At 65.5% G+C, this 19,806-nt stretch carries 14 protein-coding genes; 10 read left to right on the forward strand and 4 right to left on the reverse strand.

The features are described from left to right. Positions 1–180: 180 nt before the first annotated feature. The 3 genes from gntR to mdoH all read left to right on the forward strand — a co-directional run bounded on the left by gntR (position 181) and on the right by mdoH (position 5,535). Positions 181–1,215 carry an HTH-type transcriptional regulator GntR gene (gntR, locus tag QOL82_RS02965; protein WP_283440727.1) on the forward strand — a complete coding sequence of 345 codons (1,035 nt, stop codon included), beginning with the start codon at positions 181–183 and terminating at the stop codon, positions 1,213–1,215. A gap of 280 nt (positions 1,216–1,495) precedes the next feature. Then, the gene (locus QOL82_RS02970) at positions 1,496–3,043 is read left to right on the forward strand and encodes a glucan biosynthesis protein G (RefSeq protein WP_430438424.1); all 1,548 of its coding nucleotides are present in this window, start codon (positions 1,496–1,498) and stop codon (positions 3,041–3,043) included. Next, positions 3,043–5,535: a glucans biosynthesis glucosyltransferase MdoH gene (gene mdoH / locus QOL82_RS02975; protein WP_283440728.1), complete on the forward strand. Its 2,493-nt coding sequence runs from the start codon at positions 3,043–3,045 to the stop codon at positions 5,533–5,535. Before QOL82_RS02970 ends, mdoH begins: the two co-directional genes overlap by 1 nt. A 175-nt stretch (positions 5,536–5,710) precedes the next feature. Here the strand turns inward: mdoH and QOL82_RS02980 are convergent, their stop codons facing one another. The 4 genes from QOL82_RS02980 to QOL82_RS02995 are packed head-to-tail and all read right to left on the reverse strand — an operon-like array spanning position 5,711 to position 9,720. Further along, on the reverse strand, positions 5,711–6,766 hold the full coding sequence (locus QOL82_RS02980; RefSeq protein WP_283440729.1) for a VWA domain-containing protein: 1,056 nt from the start codon (positions 6,764–6,766) through the stop codon (positions 5,711–5,713). Continuing rightward, the gene (locus tag QOL82_RS02985) at positions 6,767–7,714 is read right to left on the reverse strand and encodes a DUF58 domain-containing protein (protein ID WP_283440730.1); all 948 of its coding nucleotides are present in this window, start codon (positions 7,712–7,714) and stop codon (positions 6,767–6,769) included. It lies immediately after the preceding gene. Further along, the gene (locus QOL82_RS02990; RefSeq protein ID WP_283440731.1) at positions 7,689–8,705 is read right to left on the reverse strand and encodes an AAA family ATPase; all 1,017 of its coding nucleotides are present in this window, start codon (positions 8,703–8,705) and stop codon (positions 7,689–7,691) included. The genes QOL82_RS02985 and QOL82_RS02990 overlap by 26 nt, the downstream gene beginning before the upstream one ends. 19 nt (positions 8,706–8,724) lie before the next feature. Beyond that, complete coding sequence (locus QOL82_RS02995; protein ID WP_283440732.1) at positions 8,725–9,720, reverse strand: S1C family serine protease; 996 nt, start codon at positions 9,718–9,720, stop codon at positions 8,725–8,727. A gap of 233 nt (positions 9,721–9,953) precedes the next feature. Between QOL82_RS02995 and QOL82_RS03000 the strand changes: the two genes are divergently transcribed. The 7 genes from QOL82_RS03000 to QOL82_RS03030 all read left to right on the forward strand — a co-directional run bounded on the left by QOL82_RS03000 (position 9,954) and on the right by QOL82_RS03030 (position 19,784). Continuing rightward, positions 9,954–10,340, forward strand: coding sequence for a hypothetical protein (locus QOL82_RS03000; RefSeq protein WP_283440733.1), 387 nt, complete (start codon positions 9,954–9,956; stop codon positions 10,338–10,340). A gap of 495 nt (positions 10,341–10,835) precedes the next feature. Beyond that, positions 10,836–11,384, forward strand: a complete 549-nt coding sequence (locus QOL82_RS03005; RefSeq protein ID WP_283440734.1) for a MarR family winged helix-turn-helix transcriptional regulator — start codon at positions 10,836–10,838, stop codon at positions 11,382–11,384. Continuing rightward, on the forward strand, positions 11,381–12,868 hold the full coding sequence (locus QOL82_RS03010) for an efflux transporter outer membrane subunit (protein WP_283440735.1): 1,488 nt from the start codon (positions 11,381–11,383) through the stop codon (positions 12,866–12,868). The genes QOL82_RS03005 and QOL82_RS03010 overlap by 4 nt, the downstream gene beginning before the upstream one ends. Beyond that, complete coding sequence (locus QOL82_RS03015) at positions 12,865–14,100, forward strand: HlyD/EmrA/EmrK family protein (RefSeq protein ID WP_283440736.1); 1,236 nt, start codon at positions 12,865–12,867, stop codon at positions 14,098–14,100. Before QOL82_RS03010 ends, QOL82_RS03015 begins: the two co-directional genes overlap by 4 nt. A gap of 1 nt (position 14,101) precedes the next feature. Further along, positions 14,102–15,655, forward strand: a complete 1,554-nt coding sequence (locus QOL82_RS03020; protein WP_283440737.1) for a DHA2 family efflux MFS transporter permease subunit — start codon at positions 14,102–14,104, stop codon at positions 15,653–15,655. Positions 15,656–15,752: 97 nt separating this feature from the next. Next, complete coding sequence (locus QOL82_RS03025) at positions 15,753–17,669, forward strand: leucine-rich repeat domain-containing protein (protein WP_283440738.1); 1,917 nt, start codon at positions 15,753–15,755, stop codon at positions 17,667–17,669. A gap of 156 nt (positions 17,670–17,825) precedes the next feature. Next, entirely contained in the window at positions 17,826–19,784 is a 1,959-nt protein-coding gene (locus QOL82_RS03030) for a leucine-rich repeat domain-containing protein (protein ID WP_283440739.1), read from the forward strand. Positions 19,785–19,806: the final 22 nt, after the last annotated feature.

The raw sequence follows: 19,806 nt of genomic DNA on the forward strand, positions 1-19,806 counted from the left end.
GCGGAGCTAACTGCAACAGCAACGGTCGCTGCGCGGAGCCAACCACACATATCGCCACGTGTCACGAGCCACCGATCACCATCGGACCCAAACCACGTCCTCACAGGAGCCAACACCTGTTCCCCCACCCCCATCCACAATAAACTATCCATTTCACCCAATAATCCCAAACCCAATTCCATGAGCTCAGCTGCCGCGCCCGCCCCGAAAAGCCGCTCACGCGGCCGCGTCACCCTCGCCGACGTCGCCCGCCACGCCGGCGTCGGCACCATGACCGCCTCGCGCGCCATCTCCCAACCCGGGATGGTCTCCGCCGAACTCCGCGCCCGCGTCGAACACGCCGTCCGCAAGCTCGGCTACGTCCCCAACCGCGCCGCGCGGGCGCTCGCATCCTCGCGCTCCAAGGTCATCGCGGTGCTCATACCGTCTCTGTCGAACGCGGTGTTCACCGACGTGCTGGCCGGGATACAGGACGCGCTGGACCAGTACGGGTACCAGGTGCTGATCTCCGACACCCGCTATTCGGATGCCGAAGAGGAGAAGCTGCTCGGGATTAACCTGCAGTCGCACCCGGATGGCGTGCTGCTGACCGGGCTGCGGCAGAGCGAGCAGGTGCGGGCGATGCTGGCGGCGAGCCAGGTGCCGGTGGTGTCGATGATGGATTTGTCCGATGATCCGGAGGACATGACCGTCGGCTTTTCGCAGCAGGAGGCGGCGCGGACCATGGTGCGGCACCTGCTGGGCAAGGGGTACCGGCGCATCGGTTTCCTCGGCGCGCAGCTGGACGAGCGCACGCTGAAACGGGCGGAGGGTTACCGGATCGCGCTGCGGGAGGCGGGTCTTTACGAGGCGCGGCGCGAGCTGCTGGTGCCGGACCCGTCGACTGTCGGGCTGGGCGCCGAAATGCTGGGGCGCCTGCTGGCGGTCGCGCCCGATTGCGACGCGCTGTTCTGCTGCAATGACGACCTGGCCTATGGCGCGATCTACCAGTGCCAGCGGCGCGGGATCGCGGTGCCGGGCAAGCTGGCCATTGCCGGCTTCAACGACCTGCCGGCGTCGGCGTGGATGAACCCGTCGCTGACCACCATCGCCACGCCGCGCTACCGGATCGGCTACGAGGCGGCGACCCTGCTGCGCCAGGCCATCGAGGGAACGCCGCCCGCGAGCCGGCAGATCGACCTCGGTTTCACGCTGATGGCCCGCGAAAGCGCCTGAGCAACGCGCACGATTCTTGCGCGGGAATGCGGCGGCGCGCGGCCAAGCTGTTATCTTGATGGCTGCGTGCGGGTTTCGTACGGGTGGGGAACCGTTGCGTCGTAGCCGGATCAGAACCAGAGTTCGTTCGACAACCAGCGCTTTCCTCCTTCCCGAACCCGGCTCGACAAATCCCCAGCAAGTTGGCAAAGTACTGCCCGTTTTTCGAATTTAACAATAGTGCAATCGTGTGGCGGCTTCCAGGAACGCGCCACGCAGGGCAACACCTGATTGGATATACATGGCCGGTAACAAGCTGTTTTCGTTTTCCCCGCGCGCCGCGTCGCTGATGCCGGCTGCCGCCGTCGCGCTGGCGCTGCTCGCGCTCCAGCCGCAGGCATGGGCGTTCAATTTCGAGGATGTCGCGAGCCAGGCCAAGACCCTGGCCGCGTCGCCCTACAAGAAGCCCAAGGGTGAGCTGCCCAAGGCGCTGCAGGACCTGGGCTACGACCAGTATCGCGACATCCGTTTCAATCCCGACAAGGCATTGTGGCGCGACGCCAAGCTGCCGTTCGAGGTCGCCTTTTTCCACCCGGGCCGCATTTTCGATACGCCGGTCCGGATCAATGAAGTCGTCGGCAAGGCGGTGCGGCCGATCGCGTTCGATCCGAAGTCCTTCAACTACGGCGCCAACAAGATCAACCCGAAGGACATGAACGGCCTGGACTTCGCCGGTTTCCGCGTGCATTACCCGGTCAATACGCCGAAGTACAAGGACGAGGTCCTGGTCTTTCTGGGCGCCAGCTATTTCCGGGCGGTGGGCAAGGACCAGCGTTACGGCCTGTCCACGCGCGGCCTGGCGATCGACACCGCCCTCAATTCCGGCGAGGAATTCCCGCTCTTCACCGACTTCTGGATCGAGAGGCCGGAGGCGGGCGCGAAGGAGCTGGTCATCTACGCGCTGCTCAATTCGCGCCGGATGACGGGCGCCTACCGTTTCCTGCTGCGTCCGGGCGTCGACACCGCCGTCGACGTGAAGTCGCGGCTGTTCGCCCGCGAAAACATCACCAAGGTCGGCCTGGCGCCGCTGACGTCGATGTTCTTCTCCGGCGAAAACCAGCGTTCGCCGGCCGAGGACTTCCGTCCCGAGGTGCATGATTCCGACGGCCTTTCGGTCGAGTCGGGCACCGGCGAATGGATCTGGCGGCCCCTGCTGAACCCGAAGAAGCTGCTGGTGACGTCGTATGCGCTCAGCAATCCCGGCGGCTTCGGCATGATGCAGCGCGACCGCGACTTCACCAGCTACCAGGACCTGGAGTCCCGCTTTGAACTGCGGCCAAGCGCCTGGGTCGAACCGAAGGGTAAATGGGGTTCGGGCCGGGTCGAACTGGTGCAGATCCCGACGCCGGACGAAACCAACGACAACATCGTCACCTACTGGGTGCCGGATGCGCCGCCCAAGCCGGGCGTGCCGTTCGACTTCGAATACCGCCTGCTGTGGCAGAAGGACAAGGAACGCAAGCCGCCCCTTTCGTGGGTGACGCAAACCCGCCGCGGCCACGGCTACCTGAGGAAGCCCGACGACAGCATTGCGCTGCTGGTCGACTTCGAAGGCCCGGCGCTGGCCAAGCTGCCGGCCGACGCCAAGCCCGAGGCGGTGGTCAGCGTCGACGGCAACGGCAAGCTGCTGGAGACCCATACCATACGCAATGAAGCCACCGGCGGCTGGCGCATCGCCCTGAGGATGACGCGCAATGACACATCCAAGCCCGTGGAGCTGCGCGGCTTCCTGCGGAACAACAACCTCACTCTGTCTGAAACGTGGAGCTACATACTGAGCCCGGATTGATGCGCGCCACCGAAGCATCGCTGAAGGTCGCGCGCTACCTCGACCGCCTGCAACTGCCGGCGGACCTGCGATCGGCGGTCGAAGCCCGTGTCGCGATCGGGCCGGACACGACGCCGGCGCAGGCGTTCGCCGCGCTGCATCTTGCGCTGGCGGCCGAACAGGCGCAGCCGTCGGACCCGGCCTATGGCTCGGTCGGCGCCCGCATCCGCCTGGCCGACGCCGCGCCCGGCACCGCCGAGACGGCGGACGGCCATGCGCGCCTGGCCTGCATGCCGCCGCTGAACCGGGTGTCGATGACGCCGCATCCGTGGGGCACGCTCAATGCGGTCACCCGCTGGAGCGAGTCGGTGCTGCGCCGGCCGCGCGACTGGATCGCGCGCCGGCCGACCTTCACCCGCGAGCCGTGGCCGGCCGATTCGCCGCAGGCCGGCGGCAATGCGCCGGACGCGTCGGCCGAACGGCAGCCCACCGGCGGCCTGCGCCGTGGCGTGCTGCTGCTGCTGATGCTGTCGCAGACCGCGCTGGCGACCTGGTTCATGTCACGGGTGCTGCCCTACCAGGGCACGCGGCCGATGGAAATCGTCACGATGCTGTTCTTCGCGGTGCTGTTCTGCTGGGTGTCCGCCGGCTTCTGGACCGCGATGACGGGTTTCCTGGTGCTCTTGCGCGGCAGCGACCGCTACCTGATTTCGCGTAATGCCGCCGACCGCACGCCGATCGCCGAGACCACGCGGACCGCGATCGTCATGCCGATCTGCAATGAAGACGTGACCGCGGTGTTCGCCGGGCTGCGGGCGACCTATGAGTCGGTCGCCCGCACCGGCGACCTCGACCGCTTCGACTTCTTCGTGCTGAGCGACAGCTACCAGAGCGACACCTGCGCAGCCGAAGTGGCCGCATGGTCGCGGCTGTGCAAGGCGGTCGACGGCTTCGGCCGCATCTTCTACCGGCGGCGTTTCCGCCGGGTCAAGCGCAAGAGCGGCAACATCGACGACTTCTGCCGCCGCTGGGCCAAGGACTACCGCTACATGATCGTGCTCGACGCCGACAGCGTGATGAGCGGCGACTGCCTGACCACGCTGGTGCGGCTGATGGAAGCCCAGCCGAGCGCCGGCATCATCCAGACCGCGCCGCGCGCGGCCGGGCGCGACACGCTGTATGCCCGCATCCAGCAGTTCTCGACCCGCGTCTACGGCCCGCTGTTCACCGCCGGCCTGCATTACTGGCAGCTGGGCGAGTCCCATTACTGGGGCCATAACGCCATCATCCGGCTCGACCCCTTCGTCCGCCACTGCGCGCTGGCGCCGCTGCCGGGCAATGGCTCGCTGGCCGGTGAAATCATGTCCCATGACTTCGTCGAAGCGGCGCTGATGCGGCGCGCCGGCTGGGGCGTGTGGATCGCCTACGACCTCGGCGGCAGCTACGAGGAAATGCCGCCCAACCTGCTCGACGAATTGAAGCGCGACCGCCGCTGGTGCCACGGCAACCTGATGAACTTCCGGCTGTTCGCCGCGCGCGGCATGCACCCGGTGCACCGGGCCGTGTTCGTGACCGGCGTGATGGCGTATATCTCCGCGCCGCTGTGGTTCATGTTCCTGGTGCTATCGACCGGCATGCTGGCCTGGCATGCGCTGACCGAGCCGCAGTATTTCGTCGAGCCGCGGCAGCTGTTCCCGATCTGGCCGCAATGGCATCCGGAAAAGGCGCTGGCCCTGTTCGGCGCCACCGCGCTGCTGCTGTTCCTGCCGAAGATCCTGAGCGTGCTGCTGATCTGGCTGCAGGGGGCGCGCGGCTTCGGCGGACGGTTCCGGGTCGCCGTCAGCATGATCATCGAGCTGCTGTTCTCGATGATGCTGGCGCCGGTGCGCATGCTGTTCCACAGCCGCTTCGTCAGCGCCGCCTTCCTCGGCATCGAGATGACCTGGAAGTCGCCGCCGCGGCAGGACTCCGAGACGCACTGGGACGAAGGCGTGCGCAAGCATGGCATGCACACGCTGCTGGGCCTGGTCTGGGGCGGCGGCGTGTTCATGCTCGATCCGTCCTACCTGCCGTGGCTGCTGCCGATCGCCGGCGCGCTGGTGCTGTCGATCCCGATCTCCGTGCTGTCGAGCCGGGTTTCGCTGGGCCGCCTGTTCCGCCGCATGAAGCTGTTCCTGATCCCGGAAGAGGCCGAGCCGCCGCGCGAGCTGGTGGAAGCCCGCGCCCATTCGGCGGCCACGCCGGAGCAACCCGGCTTCGCCGAGGTCGCGGTCGACCCGCTGCTCAATGCACTGGCCTGCGCCAGCGTGCGCCCGCGCGACGGCGTGCGCCGCCTCAGCGAGAAGCGCGAGAAAATGGTCGACAAGGTGCTCCACAGCGACCCGGCGCAGCTGTCCGAAGTGGAAAAATGGTCGCTGCTGAACGACCCGCGCCTGCTGTCGCGGCTGCACCTGGCGCTGTGGAGCGGCGAAGCCACGCATCCGGCATGGCAGGCGCTGGTAAAGGCGGCGTAGGGCGGTTTTCGCAGGGCGTAATGAGCGAAGCGCATTACACCGTTCTTCGATCGTCGCGGACGCCCGTTAATGAGCAGCCGCCCGGTGGTGTAATGCGCGAAGCGCATTACACCGTTCGCCGGTCATCGCCGACACCCGTTGATTCGCACGCGCGCACGCGGCGAGGAAACCGGCCTTACAGGATACGGTTGAACCACAGCATCGACAGCATCGCCGAGAGCACCGCCAGCACGGCCGCCAGCGCGGCGAACAGCGCGGTGATCTCGGTCGATTTCTTTTCCATCACCAGCCGCGAATTCAGCGACTTGTAGATATTGGTCAGGTCAGTCGCGGTGCCCGCGTAGAAGTACTGCGCGCTGGTGGTCTTGGCGATGTCCTTCAGCGCATCCTCGTCCAGCCTTACCCGCATCGACCAGCCTTCCTCCCCGAGTATTTCGCCGCTGACCGTGCCGACGCCGACGGTGAAGACCCGCACGCCGCGCTCGGCCGCCATCTTGGCCGACTCGATCGGGTCGGGGCCGGTGGTGGTCTGGCCGTCGGTCAGCAGGATGATCACGGCCGACGAATACGAGCCCGGCGCCACCGGCCTGAATTCGGCGGCCTGGTTCGGCGCCGGCTGCTGCTTGTCGAGCGAGCGGGAGCCGCCTTCGCGCTTGGTCGGGCGCGGGTTGTCGGACTGCAGATCGAACTCGACTTCCGGGATCAGCGCCTTGAGCGACACCAGGATGCCGCTGCCGACCGCGGTGCCGCGCTGCAGCTGGAAGCGGTCGATGGCGGCCAGCAGGTCCTCCTTGGTGCGGGTCGGCGCCTGCACCAGCGACGCGGTGCCGGCGAACGACACCACGCCGATGCGGGTGTTCTGCGGCTGGTCCTCGATGAAGGCACGCGCCGCCGCCTGCGCCGCGGCCAGCCGGCTCGGCTGCACGTCGTTGGCCCGCATGCTGCCCGATACGTCGATGGCCAGGATGACGGTCTCGTTCATCGACGGCAGCGTCACCACGGCCGCCGGCCGCGCCACCGCCAGCAGCATCACGATGATCGACAGCAGGAAGAGGATCGGCGGGATATGGCGGCGCATCCGCTGCGCCGGGCCCATTGCTTCCCTGACCATGGCCAGGCTGGCATAGCGCACCGCGGCTTTTTTCTTGCGCCGCAAAAGCCACAGGTACAGCCCGAGCAGCAGCGGCGCCAGCAGCAGCAGGAACAGCATCTCGGGCCACAGGAAAGTCATCTAATGCTCCGGTTGTCTGGGCAGCACCCCGCCCGCGGTCAGGCTGCTGCGGCGCTTGCGCAGGTCGGCGAAGCGCATCACGGCATCCATCAGGTGGTCCTCGGTGGACAGTTCCAGCACGTCGACGCCGGCATGCGCGAATGCGGCGCGCAGCGCTTCCTCGCGCGCCTCGGCCAGCGCCGCGAAGCGCTTGCGGAAGCCGCGGTCGTTGGTATCGACGAACAGCTGCTCGCCGCTCTCCGCATCCTGCATCGTGACGAAGCCGAGGTCGGGCAGCTCCTGCTCCAGCGGGTCGTACAGCCGCACCGCCAGCACCTCGTGCCGCTGCGACAGCTGCGCCAGCGGCTTGTCCCAGCCGGGCGCGCTGATGAAGTCCGACACGACGAACAGCAGCGAGCGCCGCGCGATCGCATGGCCGGCCGACTGCAGCAGTTCCTGCAGCCGGGTCTCCGAGGGCGGCGCGCCCGTGGCCGGCGTGCGCTCCGCCATCGCCAGCATCCGGTGCAGGATGTGCAGCACGTGCCGGCGGCCGCTGCCGGCCGGTATCACCGCCTCGACCCGGCCGCTGTACAGGACCGCGCCGACCCGGTTGCCATGCCGCGCCAGCATCCGCGCCAGCACGCCGACCAGCTCGGCCGCCACCGCGCGCTTCTTCACCGCGCCCGAGCCGAAGTCGAGCGAGGACGTCAGGTCCAGCAGGAACCAGGCGCTGGTTTCCCTTTCCTCGTTGTAGACCCGGACGTAGGGCGTCTGCAGCCGCGCGGTGACATTCCAGTCGATATGGCGGACGTCGTCGCTGTGCTGGTATTCGCGCAGGTCGGCCAGGTCCACCCCGTGGCCGCGGAACAGCGTGCGGTAGTCCCCGTGCAGCAGGCCGTCCAGCCGCCGCAGCACTGTCCATTCGAGCCGGTGCAGCAGCGCCTCAGGCGTTATTGTCGTAGCGGGCATGGCTTTCGAGCGCATGTTCCGGCGCCGGCAGGTGTTTCATGATGCGCTGGATCAGCATGTCGGCATTGATGCCTTCCGACAGCGCCTGGTAGGACAGCGACAGCCGGTGCCGCAGCACGTCGGGCGCGATGTCGACCATGTCTTCCGGCAGCGCATAGTTGCGTCCGCGCAGGAAGGCCAGCGCCCGCGCGCATTCGACCAGGCCGATGGTGGCGCGCGGGCTGGCGCCATAGGTCAGGTAGGGCGCGACATCGCGCACGCCGTGGCGCTCCGGCTCGCGGGTCGCGGACACCAGCCGCACCGCGTACTGGATCAGCGACGGGTCGACGTAGCCGTTGCGGCATTCGCGCTGCAGCTCGGCCAGGTGCTCCATGCTGGTCACCGCCGACACCGACGCCGCCGGCCCGGTCACGCGGTTGGCGATGACGAATTCCTCTTCCTCGGTCGGGTAGCCGACCATGATCTTCATCATGAAGCGGTCGACCTGCGCCTCCGGCAGCGGATAGGTGCCCTCGGTCTCGATCGGATTCTGCGTCGCCATCACCAGGAAGGGCTGCGGCACCTTGTGGGTTTCGCCGGCGATGGTGACCTGGTACTCCTGCATCACTTCCAGCAGCGCGCTCTGCACCTTGGCCGGCGCGCGGTTGATCTCGTCGGCCAGCAGCAGGTGGGTGAACACCGGGCCGAACGAGGTGGAGAACTCGCCGGTCTTCTGGTTGTAGATGCGGGTGCCGACCAGGTCGGCCGGCACCAGGTCGGGCGTGAACTGGATGCGCTTGAAGCTGCCGCGCAGCGTGCGCGCCAGCGTCTTGACCGTCAGCGTCTTGGCCAGGCCGGGCACGCCCTCGACCAGCAGGTGGCCCTGGGCCAGGATGGCGACCAGCACCCGCTCGAGGAAATGGTCCTGTCCGACCACGACCTTCTTCACTTCATACAGCACCTGCTCCATCTGCCGCGACACGTCGGTGCCGCCTGTCTGCCGTTCAATCATCTGGTTTCGCCGGTTGCGTTCAGAAAGGCGACATGCCGACTGCCGTCGCCGCATTTTCAATCGGAACCGCGAAGCCGATGCCGATGAATACTCCCTGGTCGCCAGGGTTCAGGATGGCGGTCACGATGCCGACCACCTCGCCGTCCATGGTCACCAGCGGTCCGCCGGAATTGCCGGGATTGGCGGCGGCGTCGAACTGGATCAGGTTGGACAGGATCTTGTTGCCCTCGGGCGAACGGTATTCCCGCTTCAGGCCCGAGACGATGCCGCCCGACACCGACGGCCCGATGCCGAACGGGAAGCCGACCGCGATTACATGGTCGCCCATCGCCAGGTCGCGGCTCGGGCGCAGCGTCGCGGCGACCAGGTCGTCGGGGATGGTCTTGGCCTGCAGCACCGCGAGGTCGTTCTGAGGCTGGACCGTGATGACGCCGGCTTCCGACACCGTGCCGTCGGCGAACGTCACCTGCACCTTCTCGGCGCCGTCCACCACGTGCAGGTTGGTCAGGATCACGCCCTTGTCGAGGATGACGACGCCGGTGCCGACGCCCTTGATCACGTCGCCTTCCTTGCCGTCGACATGGCCCATCTGGCGCACGCGCACCACCGACGGGTGTATCGCCCGGAACGCGCGCGCCTCGGCCGACGGCATCACCTTTTCCTCCATGGTGTGCAGCACGGCGGCGTCGATATCCTTTTGCGTGAGTTCGCGCGGCTGCGGCCGGCCCGCAGTCCAGGCCATCAGCAGCAGCAGGGTGCTCAGGGCGGTCGTGACGACCAGCAGCAGCCGGTCGTGGCGCGCGATGACGGACCGGAACCGCTGCATGCGGCGCGCCTTCGCGGGCGGCGCCTGCTTTGCCGAAGCGTCGGCAGCAGCGCTGGCGGTCTCTGGATTCGGAGTGGGATTGGAACCGGCAGCCTGACGGTTGTCCGGGGCGGATTCGCCACGGAGAGGCGTCGCAGGCGCTTTGGGCGCACTACGGCGTGAGCTGCTGTATAGCGGCGCTTTCTTCATCAGATCCTGCCCGGATTGCCTGATTAAAATGCAAACAGTTTGACCAAGGTATCACTTATCGAAACCCTTTGCATCGCACCGGGACCGATTTTTTTAACTCCTTGATTGTTCGCAAACTGTTTTGAATGGTCGATCAACGAATGATCCGACGCAAGCCTGGCAGCCAAAACCCCCAGAACTGTTTAATCGACCCCTGCTCTAAAAGTGATCGATTGATCAATCATGGAGGAAATATGGCAGACAGCACCCTGGACCCGGACTACCTGACCGGCGGACGCGACCGCAGCCTGGGACGCGGCCATGACACCGGCTCGCTCGGCCCGAGCGACCTGTCCGATACCGGCAGCGACATGCAGGGCGTCGGCCTGTCGGGCGACGTCGGCCTGGAGATGGACGAAGGCACGACCTCCGACCCTGACCGCAGCACCGCCGGCGGCACCGCAGGCCCGGATGTCGGCGACGCCGACCTCGACAGCGACACCGATTCGGGCGGCACCGGCGAGCGTGCCGCCGCCGGACGCGACAGCGTCGAAACGGACGGCGCGGATATCGATGTCGACCAGGTCGAAGATGTCGAGTCGATCGATCCCGAAGACACCGATGTGGATGCCGGGCGCTAAAACGCCGGTGTCGAAATAAAAAAGCCCGCGTTAACAAACGCGGGCTTCCTGTCTCCTCACACTCCTCGCCTTCAGGCAATGGATTTTTTTATGCTGCCGGCGCATTTTGCCTCATTTTGGTGAACGCGCCTATCGGTGATACCACGTAGGACAAAAAAAAGTCCGCGGGCCTTGTGGCCGCGGACTGAACCCGTTCCCTTGCAGGAAGGAGGAGACAGGAAGAATGATAGCCGAAAACGGCAAATTTGTATCCTTGTGGAAATTATTTCTGCTGAAAAACAACAAGTGGAAATGCAATTTTCCCGGGTTATTCACGGTTTCAGCGGGCCATTGTTCCTGGATTGACAATGGCTCATTGCGTGTTCAGCGGTTTATTGACGCTGTAACTGCTATTACACTCAGGCAAATGAGAAGCGGCATGGCGCACACATTCGCGGGCCAAAAATTGCGGTATATTACTGCCTAGGCAGTTACGGGCATAGCTGGAGTTATCGATTGGTCAACACGGCGGCAACGGATCGCGAAAACGATCAGGATCGGAACCTGGATCAGGAACGCACCATCGGACACGGCCTGGGCTATCTGCTCGCACGCGCCCGAACCACGCTGGTGCGCGCGGTCGACCTCGAGCTTAACGGCCACGACATCACGCATGCGCAGGGCAGCATCCTGCTGATGCTTTCGAGCGGTCGCTGCGGCACGGCGGCCGAACTTTCGCGCGAGCTGTATCTCGATTCGGCGTCGATGACGCGCATGGTCGACCGCCTGGAACGGCGCGGCCTGCTGGAGCGTGCCGCCCGCAGCGGCGACCGCCGCATCACCGACCTGCGGCTGACGGCCGAAGGCCAGCGCTTGGGCGCGCTGCTGCCCGGCCTCTACAGCGGCGTGCTGCAGCGCAGCTTCGCCGAATTCGGCCCGGATGAAATCACCCAGTTACGCAGTCTCCTGACCAAATTTGTCGACAGCAACAGCCAGTGCGCGGCGTCGAGCCGGCGTGCGGCCGAGGCCCCGTCGTCCAACCATTCCACACCAGGCAAGGCATGATGAGATTTTCACCCGTTCCCAGGCTGGCCGCGCTCGGCGCCACGCTGCTGCTGGCGTCCTGCGCCAACTTCAAGGGCATAGAGAGCAGCGCCCAGCCGCAATCCCCCGCCGGCCTGGCCGCCAGCGCCAGCCTGCCTGCGCAGGGCGGCGCCTGGCCGGCGCTGGACTGGGCCGCCCAGATCGGCGGCGCGCCGCTGCAGGCGCTGGTCGATGAAGCGATGGCCGGCAATCCGGGGCTGCAGATCGCCGCATCGCGCATCGCCGCCGCGCGCGCCAGCGTGGAAGCCAGCGGCGCGAACCGGCTGCCCACGGTCGGCGCCGGCTTCTCCAGCACTTACCAGCGCTATACCGAGACCGGCCTGATCCCGCCGCCGCTGGCGGGCGAATACAAGGCCGACACCCAGCTGGCGCTGAACTTCAATTATGAATTCGATTTCTGGGGCCGCCATGAAGCCGAATTGCAGGCCGCGCTGTCGCAGGGCAGGGCAGCCGAGGCCGAGCAGTACAGCGCACGGCTGATGCTGACCAGTTCGATCGCCCGGGCATGGCTGCAGCTGGCCCGCCAGAATGCGCAGCTCGAACTGACGCGCCAGCAGCTGACCGCGCGCGAACGGCTGGGCCGGCTGACCGAACTGCGTTTCAAGGCCGGGCTCGACACCGAGAGCGAGAGCGAACAGACGCGCCAGCAGCTCGAAGGCCTGCGTGCGGAAATCGTCCAGTGGCAGGAAGGCATGGCGCTGACCCGGAACCAGATCGCCGCGCTGCTCGGCAAGGGACCGGACCGCGGCCTGTCCATCATGCCGGCGGCCATGCCGACGGATGCGGCCATCGCCTTGCCCGACGCGCTGCCGCTGAGCCTGGTCGGCCGGCGTCCCGACATCGTCGCGTCGCGCTGGCGTGTCGAGGCCGCGCAGGGCGAGATCGACAGCGCCCGCGCGCAGTTCTATCCCAATATCAACCTGTCCGCATTCGCCGGCTTCTCGACGCTGTCGCTCGACAGGCTGCTGGAGTCCGGCAGCCGCATCGTCGGCATCGGCCCGGCGATCAGGCTGCCGGTGTTCGAAGGCGGCCGGCTGCGCGCCCAGCTCAAGGGCCGGGTCGCCGGCTACGACAATGCGGTCGCCACCTATAACCAGACGCTGACCGATGCGCTGCGCGAAGTGGCCGACCAGGTCCAGTCGCTGCGCGCGGCCGAGGCCCAGGGCGGGCATCAGCGCGCCGCCACCCAGGCCGCGACCAATGCGCTGCGGTTGGCGCGCCAGCGCGAAAAGGCCGGCACCACCAACATGCTGCCGGTGCTGGCGAGCGAACTCGCGCTGGTGGTCCAGCGCAAGGTCGAGCTGGAAAACCAGGCACGCCGGGCCGACCTCCGGGTCGGGCTGATCAAGGCGCTCGGCGGCGGCTTCGACGCCGACGCCGCCGGCATCGCGCCGGCCGCCGTACAAGACACCTCCCGTCATCCTCTTACGAAATCCGCATCATGAACGCACCCAGCCCATCGCAAGACACTCTCCAGGCGCAAGCGCCCCGCAAGAACGGCAAGCGCCGCGTGCTGCTCATCGCTTTCACCCTCGTCGTGCTGGCCGCGCTCGTGGCCTACGGCGCATGGTGGTTCGTCTTCGCCCGGCACTTCGAAAGCACCGATGACGCGTATGTCGCCGGCAACGTGGTGCAGGTGACGCCGCAGGTCGGCGGCACCGTGATCGCGATCCATGCCGACGACACCGAGCGGGTCGAGGCCGGCAAGCCATTGATCGAACTCGACCCGAGCGACGCCAAGGTGGCGCTGGCCCAGGCCGAGGCGCAACTGGCGCAGGCGGTCCGCGAGACCCGCACGCTGTTCGTCAATACCGGCGCGCTCAATGCCAACATTGCGCTGCGCACCACCGAGCTCAACCGCGCCCGCGACGACCTGGCGCGCCGCACCAGCCTGATCGGCACCGGCGCGGTGTCGGGCGAGGACATCGAGCATGCGCGCAATGCGGTCAAGGGCGCGGAGTCGGCGCTGCAGGCCGCGCGCGAGCAGCTGGCCTCGAACCAGGCGCTCACCAGCACCACGCCGGTGGCCGAGAACCCGAACGTGCTGCGCGCCGCGAGCCAGGTGCGCGCCGCCTACCTCGCCAGCGCCCGCACCACCTTGCCGGCGCCCATCACCGGCTACGTGGCGCGGCGCTCGGTGCAGGTCGGCCAGCGGGTCGCGCCGGGCGCGCCGCTGCTGTCCATCGTGCCGCTCAATTCGCTGTGGGTGGATGCAAATTTCAAGGAAGTGCAGCTTGCGCACATGCGCATCGACCAGCCGGTGACGCTGCATTCCGACCTGTACGGCTCGGATGTGACCTACCACGGCAAGGTGGTAGGCATGGCCGCCGGCACCGGCGCGGCATTTGCGCTGCTGCCGAGCCAGAACGCGAGCGGCAACTGGATCAAGGTGGTGCAGCGGGTGCCGGTGCGCATTGCGCTCGACCCCAGGGAACTGGCCGAGCGGCCGCTGCGCATCGGCCTGTCGATGCAGGTGAAGGTCGACATCGCCCGCGATGACGGCACCTCGCTGACGACCGCCGCCGCCGCCCGCACCGCGCCGGCCTACGAAACCCGCGTGTTCGAGTCCGCCGACCGCGACGCCGACGCCGAGATCGCGCGCATCATCGCCGTCAACAGCGGCGCCGGTAGCGCCGCAGGCAGCGCCAACGGCAGCCCAGCGGTCGCGAAGAAATAGCATGGCCGGACCTCCACGCCCCGCATTGCCGCCGCTGACCGGCGCGCCGCTCGTCCTCGGCACGCTGGCGCTGTCGCTGGCCGTGTTCATGAACGTGCTCGACTCGTCGATCGCCAACGTGTCCATTCCCGCCATCTCGGGCGACATGGGCGTGTCGCCGCAGCAGGGCACCTGGGTCATCACGTCGTTCGCGGTGTCCAACGCGATCTCGGTGCCCCTGACCGGCTGGCTGACGATGCGCTTTGGCCAGGTGCGCCTGTTCATCACGTCCATCCTGCTGTTCGTGCTGGCCTCCTTCCTGTGCGGCATCGCGCCCAGCATCGAAGTGCTGATCGCGGCGCGCGTGCTGCAGGGCGCGGTCGCCGGCCCGATGATCCCGCTGTCGCAGGCGCTGCTGCTGGGCAGTTATACGCCGGCCAAGAGCGGCATGGCGCTGGCCTTCTGGGGCATGACGACGCTGGTCGCGCCCATCATGGGGCCGCTGCTGGGCGGCTGGATATCGGACAACTACACCTGGCCGTGGATCTTCTACATCAACATCCCGATCGGCGTTTTCGCGGCCTGGGCGACCTGGTCGATCTACAAGGAACGCGAGTCGAAGACGGTACGGCTGCCGATCGACAAGATCGGCCTGGCGCTGCTGGTGATCTGGGTCGGCTCGCTGCAGATCATGCTGGACAAGGGCAAGGAACTGGACTGGTTCAACTCGGGCGAGATCATCATCCTGACCGCGGTCGCGCTGGTGTCCTTCATCTACTTCATCATCTGGGAACTGGGCGACGACCATCCGGTGGTCGACCTGTCGCTGTTCAAGGGCCGTAACTTCAGCGGCGGCGTGGTCGCGATCTCGGTCGCCTACGGCCTGTTCTTCGGCAGCCTCGTGATCCTGCCGCTGTGGCTGCAGACGCAGATCGGCTACACCGCCACCGAGGCCGGCAAGGTGATGGCGCCGGTCGGCATCTTTGCGATATTGCTCTCGCCGGTGGTCGGCAAGCTGCTGCCGAAAATCGACGCCCGCTATGTGGCTTCCACCGCCTTCCTGATCTTCGCACTGGTGTTCTTCATGCGCTCGCGCTTCACGCCCGACGTCGACACCATGACGCTGATGATCCCGACCATCATCCAGGGCGCGGCGATGGCGATGTTCTTCATCCCGCTGACTTCCATCATCCTGTCCGGCCTGTCGCCGGAGAAGATACCGGCGGCGGCCGGCCTGTCGAACTTCGTGCGCATCATGTTCGGCGGCATGGGCACCTCGCTGACCTCGACGCTGTGGGACAACCGCAGCGCGCTGCATCATGCGCAGCTGGCCGAACATAGCGGCCCGGGCAATCCGGCGTTCACCGCCGCGGTGCAGGGCATGCAGGCGCAGGGCATGTCGGAACAGGGCGCCTGGGCCGTGATCGAGCGCACGCTGTCGGTCCAGGCCGGTACGCTGGGCGCGACCGACATTTTCTATATGTCGGCGATCCTGTTCTTGCTGCTGATCGGGCTGGTCTGGATGACCAAGCCGTCGCGCAGCGCGGCGCCGGTTGATGCGGGCGGTGCGCACTGATCGATCGCTTGTGCGGGCGTCGAACTACTGATTTTCTCCTGGCACTCAGGCAGCTTCATCCGGCATCCGGTCGGGCGAGCGCAAGGGGAGAAAATTAGTGGCACATCCGGTCGTCAGTAATTCAAGCGGGAAAAGCATTGCCCAAGGCAGTACTGAAGCTGGGCGCGGGGCGAGCCGGGAGGGTGGCCGTGGCGGCGAAAGACCGGGCCGATCCAGCAAGACGCCAGTACTGACTGCCGTTTCGCCAGCGGACAGCGGGTGTTTGCAAATGCCTTTGAACTTGCCGCCGGCCGCCATGGAAGCAGCAGGCCTTGCGGGATCCCGGCCCATTTATGGCGCATCCTCGACGCTGGCGATACGCGGGCCGGCGCAAGACAGCAGCACCCACCAGCTGGATGGGATGGAGACGCTGATCGATCATTTCAATCTGAACCTGCATCGTTCGGATTTTGGCTCAAGCGGCCAGCCCTATGAGCAAATGGCTTATGTCACCCATGTGCTGAAAGCATGTCATGGCCGGCCGGGCGACCTCAGCAGGTTCATTGACCTCGATGTGCCTATGCGCAAGCGAATTTCATCGGGTGGCAGCATAGATGAAACCTACTCACTCAACTTGTACAGGGCGCTGGCCCAGACAGCCCTCGTGGCCCATATCCGGGTACAAGACTACCAGCCGGAACTCGATAAAAAATCCTGGCTGAGAGAAGGTGAGCTTTTCGGCAACAATGAAGATATCACCTGGCTGGAACTGTGGGACTGCGACTTTAACGATGCCGATGCCAGTGAGCTGGCCGGCGCACTCGAGACAAACAAGGCTGTCAGGACGCTTGTTTTCAGGGATTGCGTTATTTCGCCTGATGGCGCACGTGCCTTCGCCGAGGCGTTCGAGCGTCGACCGGACATGTTGGTGATGGGCCTGACTCCGGGCCGAATCAGCTCGCCGGTAAAGGCGATCGTCCAGGGCGACGGACACGACGCGAAAGCGATCGACCCTTCGGAAGGATCTGCAAGTTCGATGCGAATGCTGACGAGCAGCAGCGGCACGCCGTTCCCTTTCAATACTGCTAGCCCATCGAACGCGACCACGACGACAGCCACGCGGCTCGATGTCGTAGGCGGTCGCAGGCTTCCAGGCAGCGTATTTCCGGCAACCGGTTCGTCCACCGTCAACGACCTGGACCTCTGGTTTCCGCCAAACCCGCGGCTGGCGACGACGCTCGCGCTGGCCGGATCGCATATCGCCCCGGCAGATTCCTCCTCGGTGCGGATCAGGACTGCCCGGGAAAGCGCATTGCGCGCATCCGCAGTCGAGACCCGTGCGGCATTTCGGGGGGAAGCGCCGCTGGAAGCGTTGAAAAAGGTTATTGCCAACGACCAGTGGGCCAGGATAGAGCTGCCTGAATCCTTATTCAGGATTGGTGCAGCGGAGAGCCTGTTAAAGACGGTTAATCCCTATCGTGAATTTATTCAACGGGAATGGCTGGAACAGGCTCCTCTGCGTTATCTCGATTTGACGAGCGAGGCTGGCAGCGCCGTTAATGTCCTGGAAACGGTGGGCATGATCATCACATTGCTGCAGAACTGCGATCGATTGACTACACAGAAAAAATCAAGTTTGAGGCTTGGAATCGATGTGCACTCGGCGCAGCTGCAGGCTTCCGTAGTCTCGATCACCCGAACAGAAAAGGAACTCCTTTTCCATCGATTATTTGCAGCGCTGGCGGCGGATACGATGGTCATTCGCCTCAGCCTTGCCGGATTCGACTCGGCATGGTTGCCTTCAGGGCAGCATGCCGATTATTTCGAGAGCCTCGCAACCAACACCGTGCTGCAGGAACTTGACCTTTCCAATGTGAAGTTGAGCGATTCCGGCGCTTTCGCGCTTGCCAAGGCGCTGAAGCAGAATCGCTCCATCAGCTTGATCGACCTGCGCGGATGCACGACCTCGGATAAGGGCGGCAAGACCTTGTACGGCGCATTGCTGGCAAGGCGCGACATCGAGGTAATCCAGTAGGCTATACACGGCCAGCCTGGGTATAAGCGCCGTGCATGCGAAGGCAGGCGAAGAGGTTTGATCAAGCCTGCGTGAGCGTAGAACTATTATTTCACCCCAGGCACTCAGGCAGCTTCGTTCGGCATTCGGTTGGACGAAGCTGCCAGGAGAATGCGAGTGGCCCAGCCAGTCAAGAACAATTCGAGCAATCGCCAGGTCGCTCAGGATAGCGATAGCGACAACGATAACGAAGATATTACGGCCAGCGGGGCCAACGGGCGCGGTGGCAGCAGTCCCGGCCAAGCCGGCAAGTCGCCGGCAGTGAGCACCACATCGACGCCAACCGGCGGGCACATGGCGAACCCGGCCGCCAGGCAGCCGTCGCCGACGGGAAAATCCGGCGCTTCCGGATCGCAACCTGCCTATGCACCAGCTCAGACGCCATCTGCGCGGGAGAAGGCCCTGCGCGCTTCGGCCGACCTGACACGGGTAGCGATGCAGGCGAGCGATCCGCTGAAGGCATTAAAGACCATCTTCAAAAACGCGAACGAAGTCAGGCTGGTGCTGCCGGCGTCGTTCGCGCTGGAAAGCAAGTCCGATCCGTACGGGCAGATGTGCGGGCGAAAATGGCTCAAGCAGCTTCCGATCCGTCATCTCGATCTGAGGCTTGCCCCTACACCTGACAGCAAGGTGCAGCGTATCGATCAGATAGTGTTCGTAAGCCGGTTGATCAGTGATCTTGACGATCTGGCGAACAGTGGGAATTCGGCGCCGACTGTAGACCTCGACCTGCCCATGCTTCCGGCAACCATGGGGTTCAGCGCCATGGACGACATGTGTGTCAAGAATCTTTACGATGCGCTTGCGCGCAGCAAGATCGTGGTCCGTGTCCGGGTCAAGGACTACCAGCCGGAATACGACCGACTGGGCTGTCTTGTGTTCGACAATGAAATTTTAGCCAGCAATAAGAAAATCACGGAACTTGAACTGGCTGATTGCGAGTTCGACGACAAGGCAGCCGGCGAGCTTGCCGGCGCGCTGAAAGCGAATACTTCGATAAAAACGCTCGTCCTGAACAATTGCAGCATTCCGGACGCCGGCAGCGCGGCACTCGCGAAGGCATTTTCGCAAAGGCCGGACCTGCAGGTCGTCGGGTTTGATCCCGGAGCAGCCGCCTTGGCCGCGCCGCAGGGAAAACAGCCAGGCGGAAGCGGCGGCAAAGCAGGCAAGGGCTCCGCGGGCGCTGTCGTTGCGACAACGGGGAATGGCGCGAAAGCACTTGCCGGCAATACAGCCAGCGCATCCACCACGACCACGACCACGACCACTCCCGCAGCCAATGCATCGGGTCCTGCGACGACAAGCACGACCAGCAGGCCACCCGTAAATTTTCGGACCATGCATTCCAATGCCGGGCACGAGGCGGAACTGGCTGACTCTGCGGCCGAAGCGCAGGCGGCACTGAAGCAGGACGATCCGGCGCCCGCGCTCAGGCAACTGTTCAACCGGCGTGCCACGGTACGCATCGGTGTGCCGGCCAAGATCCTGTGGAAGGTGGACGACGCAAACGGCGTCGGTGATGGGTACGAACAGTTTTCCGGCGTCAAATGCCTGTCCACGCTCAAGCTGCGCAATATTGAATTCCATCCGCAGCCATGCCAGGCTGGCGAAACTCAATCCTGCCAGTTCGATTTTCTGGCTTATATGCTGGACAGCCTCGGCCAGCTACCCAAAAAGGGCTTGATCGGCACCAGACTTGCAATCGTTGCACCGGACACCGGGACGGCGGAAGAAATAAGCGGGGGCACGGTGCGCGCCCAGGACAGCCTCTTCAAGAGCCTCGCCCGCGACCGCCTGACAGCGCGCCTTGACCTGGGTTCCCTTGCGCCCAGGACCGAAGGCAGCGCTGCGCTATGCCGGTTTTTTGACAGCCTGCCCGGCAAGGCGCACCTGGTGGAACTCCGGCTGTGCGGCGCTGTGCTGAATCGCGCGGAGACCCTGGCGCTGGCCGACGGCCTGCGTGAGAACCAGTCTCTGCAGGTGCTGGACCTGACCGGCGCCTTGCTGGACGCCGGCGTCCGGCACCGGTTCGATGACGCCGTCCGGGATCGGCCCGATCTGAAGCTTGTTCACTGAACCGGCGCGACGCTGCCTGACC

The organism is Noviherbaspirillum suwonense (genome assembly GCF_900182955.1).
Classification (GTDB): domain Bacteria; phylum Pseudomonadota; class Gammaproteobacteria; order Burkholderiales; family Burkholderiaceae_D; genus Noviherbaspirillum_A; species Noviherbaspirillum_A suwonense.

What these genes read in the sequence shown, in the direction of transcription:
- gntR (WP_283440727.1), top strand. Translation starts at nt 181, where the DNA reads ATGAGCTCAGCTGCCGCGCCCGCCCCGAAAAGCCGCTCACGCGGCCGC.
- QOL82_RS02970 (WP_430438424.1), top strand. Translation starts at nt 1,496, where the DNA reads ATGGCCGGTAACAAGCTGTTTTCGTTTTCCCCGCGCGCCGCGTCGCTG.
- mdoH (WP_283440728.1), top strand. Translation starts at nt 3,043, where the DNA reads ATGCGCGCCACCGAAGCATCGCTGAAGGTCGCGCGCTACCTCGACCGC.
- QOL82_RS02980 (WP_283440729.1), bottom strand. Translation starts at nt 6,766, where the DNA reads ATGACTTTCCTGTGGCCCGAGATGCTGTTCCTGCTGCTGCTGGCGCCG.
- QOL82_RS02985 (WP_283440730.1), bottom strand. Translation starts at nt 7,714, where the DNA reads ATGCCCGCTACGACAATAACGCCTGAGGCGCTGCTGCACCGGCTCGAA.
- QOL82_RS02990 (WP_283440731.1), bottom strand. Translation starts at nt 8,705, where the DNA reads ATGATTGAACGGCAGACAGGCGGCACCGACGTGTCGCGGCAGATGGAG.
- QOL82_RS02995 (WP_283440732.1), bottom strand. Translation starts at nt 9,720, where the DNA reads ATGAAGAAAGCGCCGCTATACAGCAGCTCACGCCGTAGTGCGCCCAAA.
- QOL82_RS03000 (WP_283440733.1), top strand. Translation starts at nt 9,954, where the DNA reads ATGGCAGACAGCACCCTGGACCCGGACTACCTGACCGGCGGACGCGAC.
- QOL82_RS03010 (WP_283440735.1), top strand. Translation starts at nt 11,381, where the DNA reads ATGATGAGATTTTCACCCGTTCCCAGGCTGGCCGCGCTCGGCGCCACG.
- QOL82_RS03015 (WP_283440736.1), top strand. Translation starts at nt 12,865, where the DNA reads ATGAACGCACCCAGCCCATCGCAAGACACTCTCCAGGCGCAAGCGCCC.
- QOL82_RS03020 (WP_283440737.1), top strand. Translation starts at nt 14,102, where the DNA reads ATGGCCGGACCTCCACGCCCCGCATTGCCGCCGCTGACCGGCGCGCCG.